The 9042-nt window shown below is 45.7% G+C and carries 11 protein-coding genes; 8 read left to right on the top strand and 3 right to left on the bottom strand.

The window, feature by feature from the left end; all coding sequences use genetic code 11:
• From R7041_RS21605 to hemW, 7 genes are all read left to right on the top strand, one after another.
• On the top strand, positions 1-468 hold a 468-nt coding region (locus R7041_RS21605), incomplete at its 5' end, for a YggS family pyridoxal phosphate-dependent enzyme (protein WP_318128710.1).
• Positions 469-627: 159 nt separating this feature from the next.
• Positions 628-1446 carry a pyrroline-5-carboxylate reductase gene (gene proC, locus R7041_RS21600; RefSeq protein ID WP_005381013.1) on the top strand — a complete coding sequence of 273 codons (819 nt, stop codon included), beginning with the start codon at positions 628-630 and terminating at the stop codon, positions 1444-1446.
• A 52-nt stretch (positions 1447-1498) separates the two neighbouring features.
• Positions 1499-2056 carry a YggT family protein gene (locus tag R7041_RS21595; protein WP_005381012.1) on the top strand — a complete coding sequence of 186 codons (558 nt, stop codon included), beginning with the start codon at positions 1499-1501 and terminating at the stop codon, positions 2054-2056.
• Positions 2056-2346 (top strand): DUF167 family protein YggU, encoded by a 291-nt coding sequence (yggU, locus tag R7041_RS21590; RefSeq protein ID WP_005393980.1) that lies wholly within the window; start codon positions 2056-2058, stop codon positions 2344-2346. The genes R7041_RS21595 and yggU overlap by 1 nt, the downstream gene beginning before the upstream one ends.
• Positions 2347-2475: 129 nt before the next feature.
• A complete protein-coding gene (locus R7041_RS21585) occupies positions 2476-2907 on the top strand; it encodes a DUF4426 domain-containing protein (RefSeq protein WP_005381010.1) in 432 nt (143 codons plus the stop codon).
• Positions 2908-3025: 118 nt separating this feature from the next.
• Entirely contained in the window at positions 3026-3628 is a 603-nt protein-coding gene (locus tag R7041_RS21580; protein WP_005381009.1) for an XTP/dITP diphosphatase, read from the top strand.
• 18 nt (positions 3629-3646) lie between these two features.
• On the top strand, positions 3647-4825 hold the full coding sequence (gene hemW, locus R7041_RS21575) for a radical SAM family heme chaperone HemW (protein WP_005384511.1): 1179 nt from the start codon (positions 3647-3649) through the stop codon (positions 4823-4825).
• 90 nt (positions 4826-4915) lie between these two features.
• Here the strand turns inward: hemW and glsB are convergent, their stop codons facing one another.
• From glsB to trmB, 3 genes are all read right to left on the bottom strand, one after another.
• Entirely contained in the window at positions 4916-5836 is a 921-nt protein-coding gene (gene glsB, locus R7041_RS21570) for a glutaminase B (protein WP_005381007.1), read from the bottom strand.
• Positions 5837-5934: 98 nt separating this feature from the next.
• Complete coding sequence (locus tag R7041_RS21565; protein WP_005384509.1) at positions 5935-6963, bottom strand: TRM11 family SAM-dependent methyltransferase; 1029 nt, start codon at positions 6961-6963, stop codon at positions 5935-5937.
• A 17-nt stretch (positions 6964-6980) separates the two neighbouring features.
• Positions 6981-7700: a tRNA (guanosine(46)-N7)-methyltransferase TrmB gene (gene trmB / locus R7041_RS21560; protein WP_005384506.1), complete on the bottom strand. Its 720-nt coding sequence runs from the start codon at positions 7698-7700 to the stop codon at positions 6981-6983.
• Between the two features lie 203 nt (positions 7701-7903).
• Here trmB and mutY point away from each other — a divergent pair, with 203 nt between their 5' ends.
• On the top strand, positions 7904-8980 hold the full coding sequence (gene mutY, locus R7041_RS21555) for an A/G-specific adenine glycosylase (RefSeq protein ID WP_017635575.1): 1077 nt from the start codon (positions 7904-7906) through the stop codon (positions 8978-8980).
• Positions 8981-9042: the final 62 nt, after the last annotated feature.

The following is a 9042-nucleotide window of genomic DNA, read 5'->3' as shown; positions in this document are numbered from 1 at the left end:
GAATGGCACTTCATTGGCCCGATTCAATCGAATAAATCGCGACTTGTTGCTGAACATTTCGATTGGGTTCACACCATCGATCGAACCAAGATTGCTCAACGCCTGAATGATCAGCGGCCAAGCGAACTTAAACCGCTACAAGTTCTGATTCAGGTTAACACCAGTGGTGAGGCATCTAAGTCTGGTGTCACTGAAGCGGAAGTATTCGAGCTGGCGGAGTTGATTTCTCGCCTACCCAACCTCACTTTAAGAGGGTTGATGTCGATTCCTGCCAACGTGTCTGACTACGAATCACAACTCCGTGAATTTCAGAAGTTGGCTACGTTGAAGCAAACACTCGAAGCACAGTTCCCAGAAATCGATACATTATCAATGGGAATGAGTGGTGATATGACCGCTGCAATCGAAGCTGGTAGTACAATGGTTCGTATTGGAACCGCTATTTTCGGCGCACGAGACTACAGCTAAATCAACAAAACGCTCACTCGCGACATAAGTTATGTCGTCAATCGTTAGAGCGTAAATGCGCAATCATCTTACTCGCCAATAGGAGCAGTAAGTAACAGCGGCGCCATTATACACCTGAGCGCACAACAAATTCTAAATATCATGATGGAAATCAGACAAATGGAACATAAAAAAATCGCCTTCATTGGTGCTGGCAACATGGTGAGAGCCATTGTTTCCGGCTTGGTTGCTAACGGATACCCAGCGCAAAACATTACCGCGACGGCTCCTTCAGAGGCTCGCCGCCTTCTGCTAGAACAAGATTTTGGCATCCGTACCACCAGCGATAACATCCAAGCTGCGACCGAGGCGGATGTGGTGGTATTGTCTGTAAAACCGCAAATGATGGCTGATGTCTGTAAACCACTGCAATCGATCGATTTCACTAATAAACTGGTGATTTCTATTGCCGCAGGCATCAACTGTTCACGATTGGATGATATGCTAGCCACCAAATTGAACTTGGTTCGTGTTATGCCAAATACGCCATCACAACTTGGGTTGGGTATGAGTGGGTTATTCGCACCAACTCATGTAACCGAGCACGACAAAGCTTTTGCCGCAGAGTTAATGGAAGCGGTCGGTAAAGTATGCTGGGTTGAGCAAGAGTCTGGCATCAATAATGTGATTGCCGCAGCGGGCAGTGCTCCAGCATACTTCTTCCTGTTTATGGAAGCGATGCAAGCAGAAGCGATTGCGCAAGGCTTTGATAAAGAGACCGCTCGACTATTGGTTCAGCAAGCTGCACTGGGCGCGGCCAGTATGGTGGTTAGCAACCCAGAAACTGAGCTATCAACCCTGCGTGAGAACGTAACATCGAAAGGTGGGACAACGGCAGAAGCACTGCGTACATTCAACGAACATCAACTTTCAGATATTGTCGCTAAAGCCATGCAAGCTGCTGTGGCTCGCGCGGAAGAAATGGAAAAACTGTTTTAATTATTTGGATGAACTCCGTTTAGTATCATCCATCACTTGTTAAGGGTACCTTATGAATTCAATGAGTTTTCTCATCTCAACCCTATTTGACCTGTACATCATGGTCGTAATTTTGCGAATTTGGTTGCAAGCTGCGCGCGCAGACTTCTACAACCCATTCTCGCAATTCATAGTAAAAGCGACTCAGCCGGTCATTGGTCCATTGCGCCGCGTTATCCCTTCCGTGGGGAATATTGACCTAGCAACCGTGTTGTTTGCCTACGTGTTGTGTGTGCTTAAATTTGTCGTGCTTATCCTAATAGCTTCGAACGGTTCCGTCTCTTTCAGCGCTGACTTCTTATTCTTGGGCTTATTATCATTAATCAAAGCCGCAGGTGGCCTATTGTTCTGGGTACTATTGATCCGTGCAATTTTGAGCTGGGTAAGCCAAGGCCGCAGCCCTATCGAGTACGTATTCCATCAACTGACCGAGCCAATGTGCGCTCCAATCCGTCGTATTCTTCCGGCTATTGGTGGTCTTGATTTAAGCGTACTGGTGTTATTTATCGGCTTGCAGTTCGCGAACTTCTTAATGGGCGATATCATTGGTCCAATTTGGTTCCAGCTATAATGTCAGCTGCAGTTTGGCAAGATGGTGAGGACATCATCCTGAAGCTCTATATTCAACCTAAAGCTAGCCGCGATAAAATCGTTGGCTTGCATGGTGAAGAGCTAAAAATCGCCATTACTGCTCCACCTGTCGATGGCAAAGCTAATGCACACCTAACTAAGTTCTTAGCCAAGCAGTTTAAAATCGCTAAGGGCTTGGTTCACATAGAAAAAGGTGAATTAGGACGGCACAAACAAATTCGGATAGAATCGCCTACCCAGATACCGACAGAAATTAAAGCCATCTTATGATGGCTTTTTATTTACGATTTTGTACCACACTTACTAATACCAACGACTGAGTACGCATTTTTTACCCCCCTGACCAAGGTAAAATTGCAGCTATGGTTGTTTTATAACAAGTGCTTTGAGGAAGTAACAATGAGCAAATGGATTACCGCATTACTGATTAGCCTGTTGTCGTTACCAAGCTTCGCCGATCAGTTTAAAAATATGAAAGATATCGAAGTACACTATGTCGCGTTTAACTCAACATTCCTAACACCCAAAGTCGCACGTAGCTACGATATCAAACGTAATGGATACCTCGCTGTGGTTAATATTAGCGTGTTAGATAGAGCTTCATTGGGTAAGCCAGCATTAGAAGCAAAAATTGCTGGACGCGCGAAGAACCTTATCGGCCAAACTCAGACCTTGACCTTTCGTGAAGTCAAAGAAGGCAATGCGATATACTATTTAGCCGAACTGCCAATTACCCACGAAGAAACTTTTACTTTCGATATTGACGTAAAAGCTGGAAACAAAGGCTCAGGTAAGCTTAAATTCACCCAGAAGTTTTATGTTGAAGAGTAATTGGGTTGTGATGTTCCAAAAGCTTTTGGATCTAAGCAGGCTAAAAACCACTTATTAGTTAAAGAATATCTAGAGGAGAACGATTTGTTCTCCTCTATCACTATTAAAAGAGATTCCCATGAAAAAAATTGTGCTAGCAACTGGTAACCAAGGCAAAGTTCGTGAAATGGCAGATTTATTGTCTGACTTCGGCTTTGAAGTATTAGCGCAAAGTGAATTCAATGTATCGGAAGTAGCTGAAACGGGTACAACTTTCATTGAAAACGCAATCATTAAAGCTCGCCATGCCGCACAAGAAACAGGGCTTCCTGCCATTGCAGACGACTCTGGATTAGAAGTCGATTTCTTAAAAGGCGCTCCGGGCATTTACTCTGCACGTTACGCAGGCGAGAGCGCATCTGATCAAGAGAATCTAGAAAAATTGCTAGCGGCAATGGAAGGCGTACCAGAAGCAGAGCGTACAGCACGTTTCCACTGTGTATTAGTCCTCATGCGTCACGAGAACGACCCAACGCCTATCGTCTGCCACGGTAAATGGGAAGGTCGCATTCTAACTGAAGCTCACGGTGAAAATGGTTTTGGCTACGACCCAATCTTCTTTGTTCCTGAAGACAACTGTGCGTCAGCCGAACTTGAACCTGCACGTAAAAAACAACTGTCTCACCGCGGTAAAGCGCTCAAGTCGTTGTTTGCTCAACTGTCTGAGCAAGTGTCTCAGTAATCACGAGCGAATTAGACCATGTTAACGCCCCCAGCACTCAGCTTGTATGTACACATCCCGTGGTGTGTGCAAAAGTGCCCGTATTGCGACTTTAACTCTCACGCGCTCAAAACCGAGATTCCAGAAGAAGAGTACATCAGTGCCCTTTTAGAAGATTTGGATACCGACATTGAGAAATACCGACTTAACGAAGCGCCACGTCCACTGCATTCAATCTTCATTGGTGGTGGTACGCCGAGTTTGATTTCGGCAGAAGGCATCGAGCGTCTACTTAAGGGCATTGAAGCGCGTATTCCGTTCAAGCCTGAAATCGAAATAACCATGGAAGCGAACCCAGGCACCATCGAAGCAGAGCGTTTTGTTGGCTACCGTAAAGCCGGGGTAACGCGTATCTCTATCGGCGTGCAAAGCTTTGAGCAACAAAAGCTTGAGCGTTTGGGGCGCATTCACGGCCAAGACGAAGCCGTCAATGCTGCTAAGCTGGCGCACCAAATCGGTTTGAACAGTTTTAACCTCGATCTCATGCACGGCTTACCTGATCAAAGCATCGAACAAGCCTTGGCAGATTTGGACAAAGCGATTGAGTTGGCACCGCCGCACTTGTCTTGGTATCAGCTGACCATCGAACCAAACACCATGTTCTACTACAAGCCACCAACGCTACCTGACGATGATGACTTGTGGGATATTTTCGAGCTCGGACACCAAAAACTTGCAGCCGCGGGTTATGTGCAATATGAAATCTCCGGTTACAGCAAGCCGGGCTATCAGTGTCAGCACAACCTCAACTACTGGCGCTTTGGTGATTACCTTGGTATCGGTTGTGGCTCTCATGGCAAACTCAGTTTTACCGACGGACGTATTATTCGAACGACAAAGGTAAAGCACCCGCGAGGCTATTTAGCGGCTTATCAAAATATGGTCAAACCTTATCTGCATACGGAACATGTCGTCGCGGATGAAGATCGTCCATTCGAGTTCTTTATGAACCGATTCCGCTTAATTGAAGCCTGTCCGAAGCAAGATTACGTGGACACCACGGGCTTACCGCTTAGTACGATTCAAGAAACCATCAACTGGGCGATAGAAATGGGCTACCTGAGTGAAACGCCTACCCACTGGCAAATTACTGAAAAAGGGAAGCTCTTCCTTAATGATTTGCTCGAAGCCTTTATGGCCGAAGAAAGCGAAGAGTAACGCAACCCCAAAACAAAAAAAGCCTCTCAATTGAGAGGCTTTTTATTTAGAAACAGTACCACCCTAAATAAGGTTGACACATTTCCAACATTAGAAAATTGAACGGCCAATTCGCTCTGAGAGCAGCTCAAGCGCCTTAGTACCAGCAAGCGAGTTACCTGAAGGATCAAGCTCTGGAGACCATACTGAAATGGTCATTTCACCAGGTACTACCGCAATAATGCCACCACCAACACCAGACTTACCAGGCATACCAACGCGATAAGCAAACTCGCCCGCGCCATCATACAAGCCACACGTTGCTAACAGTGCATTAAGTTGTTTGGTTTGCACAGGAGAAACTACAGGCTTACCCGTTTGTACCGATGTGCCCTTGTTTGCTAAATAGCTAAACGTTTTAGCCAAATCGACGCAACTCATCTTCAGCGCACAAGCGTGGAAGTAGTTTTGTAGTACTGGAATCACTTCATTTTCGAAGTTGCCAAACGAACGCATGAGATATGCAATCGCCGCATTACGATCACCATGCATCATTTCGGATGCCGCAACGACTTTGTCATACACAATATGGGTATCACCAGAAAGCTGACGCACAAATTCCAACAGGCGCTGACGAGGTGCAGATAAGCGAGTTTGTAACAAATCTGCCACTACTATCGCTCCAGCATTTATAAATGGATTACGAGGAATACCTTGCTCCATTTCTAGCTGAATTAGCGAATTAAATGCCTGCCCCGAAGGCTCTTTTCCCACTCGAGACCAAATTTCTTCTTGCTTGTACAAGCACATCGCTAACGTCAAGCTCAATGCTTTTGAAATAGATTGGATAGAGAAAGGTTCATCGGCATCACCCGCCTTAATAACCTCACCTTCGTTGGTGTATACCGCAATACCTAACTTGTTGCTGGGTACTTTTGCCAGAGCAGGAATGTAATCAGCCACTTTACCTTGGCCGATTAAAGGGCGTACTTCCGCCAAAATATCTGTCAAAATTTCCACTGTCGGTTTCATTCTCTACCTTCTATTTACAAGAGAACTCGTTGAGCTCAGAGGTAAAAAAAGCCAACGTGTCGTTGGCTTTTCCATAGGGTTCGTTCGACTCAAGTCGATTATGGTTTTACTGCCACAATAATATTGCGGTTGATAGATTGATCAACACGGTGAAGATAACCGATGTAAGGCTCTTCTGAAAGTACCTTCCAACCTTGCTCTTCAAATAATGCCGCGACATCTTTCCATTTCAATGTGAATTCATTGAAAGACAACACCACTGAACCTTGCTTTTTCAATACCACTTTCCATGCAGGCAGAGCCTCTTTTAAAAGCTCTAGTGGACTACGGTTCAGTTTGCTGTCCTTGGCATTTTTGCTGCCGTGCTGCACGCCATAAGGCAGATCAGACACCATCACATCAACTGAGTTCTTTTTCACGACTTGATCAGCGATACGAGTATCAGCCGAATACAGCTTCATAAACTGAAGATTGCCTTGGTTGTAATCTTCTTTATTTGCTGCAGCTTCAACCACGAAACCATCCGCCACTTTTTTACCACCCGCAGTGCGCTTTTCTTTGCTCACTTTGTGCTTAAAGCGGCCATTCTTCATGAACTTAACAATAAAGGTCTGGATCTCTTGCACCCACTTGGCGTTGATCTCAACCCCTACCACGTTCAAACCGTGGATCAAGCCTTCAAATAAGGTTGTACCTTTACCACACATTGGATCCATTAAGGTCAGTTGTTCACTTCCCGTATTGGACGCACTAATGCCGATATTCACCATCAAACGGGTAAACTGCTCGTTTGTTTTCCCGGTGTAGCGCAAAATCTGGCTCATACTTTCCGGGAAAGTGTTAAATACGGGCGCTTGAACTGGTCGAAGTAAACCATCTTCGCGCACTTCAAATAGCGCATAGTAAATCGAAGAGGCTGCGATTCTTCGCGCCTGCTCATCGGTTAGCGCTTCCTGACAAGAAAACACCAACGCAGCAGGTAAGCCAACGTCTTTACTACCAATTTCTGTCACATCCACGCCTTGTGAAGCTAAAATTGCTTTTAGCTCAGAACAGGCAATGGTCATTGCGCTATCAAAGTAAATTCGGTTATGACCCGGATTCGCTAATATCGCGTAATGGTACATCCCATGAACTCCTCTGGTTACGCAATACGCTTATATTTGATATCCCAAACACCGTGACCAAGACGGTGACCACGAGCTTCAAACTTCGTTAGCGGGCGATCGTCTGGACGAGGAACGAAATCACCATCTTTAGCAATGTTTTCGAAACCTGGCGCTTGGTTCATCACTTCAATCATGTGCTCTGCGTAGTTTTCCCAGTCGGTCGCCATGTGGAAAATACCTTCATTAGGGATAAGCTTCTCACGCACCATTTCCGCAAAACCTAATTGAACAATACGACGCTTGTGGTGACGCTTCTTATGCCAAGGGTCTGGGAAGAACAATTGCAGTGTCGATAAGCTGCCATTTGGGATCATGTGTTCGAATACTTCTACCGCATCGTGACACATTACACGCAGGTTAGTAATTCCCGCTTCGCGAGCATCGGCAAGACAAGCACCAACGCCTGGGCTATGAACTTCGATACCGATGAAGTTTTTCTCTGGCGCGTTCTTTGCCATTTCAACCAATGAAGCACCCATACCAAAACCGATCTCAAGCACTACTGGGTTATCGTTGCCAAACACTTCTTTCCAATCGAGAAGTTCAGCTTTGAAGTCAATACCCATCGTAGGCCAGCATTCATTCATCGCGCTCTCTTGACCTTTAGTCAAACGCCCTTCACGGCGTACAAAGCTGCGGATTTTGCGGATCAGCTTTCCGTCTTCGTTGTATTCGTTAGTGGTTACTTCACTCATTGATTTTGCCTGCACATTGATTAATCAAAGCGGGGATTATCCAAAGAATTTACTTAGGTGCAAGTATTTGTTGAGCTCTTGGTCTATGGCAACCCAAAAGCAACGACACACCTCTTTATATCCCTACTGTTTATCCGTTGTACTTCTTGTCCATTATGTGGTGCAATTTTGCACCTAACCAATAATAGAATACAGAGCAAGTCGTGACACCTTTCGCCAGTGCCATCCTAGAATGGTATGACGCATATGGAAGAAAAGATCTTCCGTGGCAACAAAATAAGACCGCATACAGTGTCTGGTTGTCTGAAATTATGCTTCAGCAAACTCAGGTCACTACGGTTATTCCGTATTACCAACGTTTCTTGGAGCGCTTTCCAACCGTGATCGATCTTGCCAATGCTGAGCAAGATGAAGTCCTACACCTTTGGACTGGCTTAGGGTATTACGCCCGAGCCCGTAACCTTCACAAAGCAGCACAAGAGGTCGCCTCCACATACAATGGTGAGTTTCCTCTTGATATAGAGAAAATGAACGCCCTACCGGGGATTGGTCGCTCTACCGCTGCCGCCATTTTATCGTCTGTGTATAAACAACCACACGCGATTCTTGATGGTAACGTGAAGCGCACCCTATCCCGCTGTTTCGCAGTTGCAGGATGGCCAGGACAAAAAAAGGTTGAAAACCAGCTGTGGGAAATTGCCGAAACGCATACCCCACAAACGGATGTAGATAAGTATAACCAGGCAATGATGGACATGGGCGCAATGGTCTGCACTCGCAGCAAACCCAAATGTAGCCTCTGCCCTGTTGCTGATCTGTGTGTGGCAAAGCAACAAGGTAATGTGCTCGACTACCCGGGCAAAAAACCGAAGAAAGATAAGCCAATCAAGCAAACTCGTTTCGTGATGCTTCACCACAACACCGAAAATGGTCATGAGGTGTGGTTGGAGCAAAGACCACAAACAGGCATTTGGGGTGGCTTATTCTGCTTCCCACAAACCGAACATGTGGATGCAGAAAGCGACATTGAATTGCTACTGGATCAACGCGGCATTCAAGCCAGCAATATCAAACAGAAGCAAACACTGATTACCTTTCGTCATACATTCAGCCATTACCACCTAGATATCACGCCAATTTTGATTGATTTATCAAAGCAACCGGACGTGATAATGGAAGGCAACAAAGGTCTTTGGTATAACTTATCTAAACCTGAAGAAGTCGGTTTAGCCGCGCCAGTAAAACTATTGCTGGAAACGCTACCCCACGAACTTCGTTAATTGAATACAAGGAGTCATTATGAGCCGCACTGTATTTTGTGCTCGACTAAAGAAAGAAGGCG

The sequence above is a fragment of the Vibrio sp. 1751 genome (genome assembly GCF_033339895.1).
Taxonomy (GTDB): domain Bacteria; phylum Pseudomonadota; class Gammaproteobacteria; order Enterobacterales; family Vibrionaceae; genus Vibrio; species Vibrio alginolyticus.
Note: the sequence above shows the minus strand (reverse complement) of the source record. Positions and strands in the feature narration are given on the sequence as shown.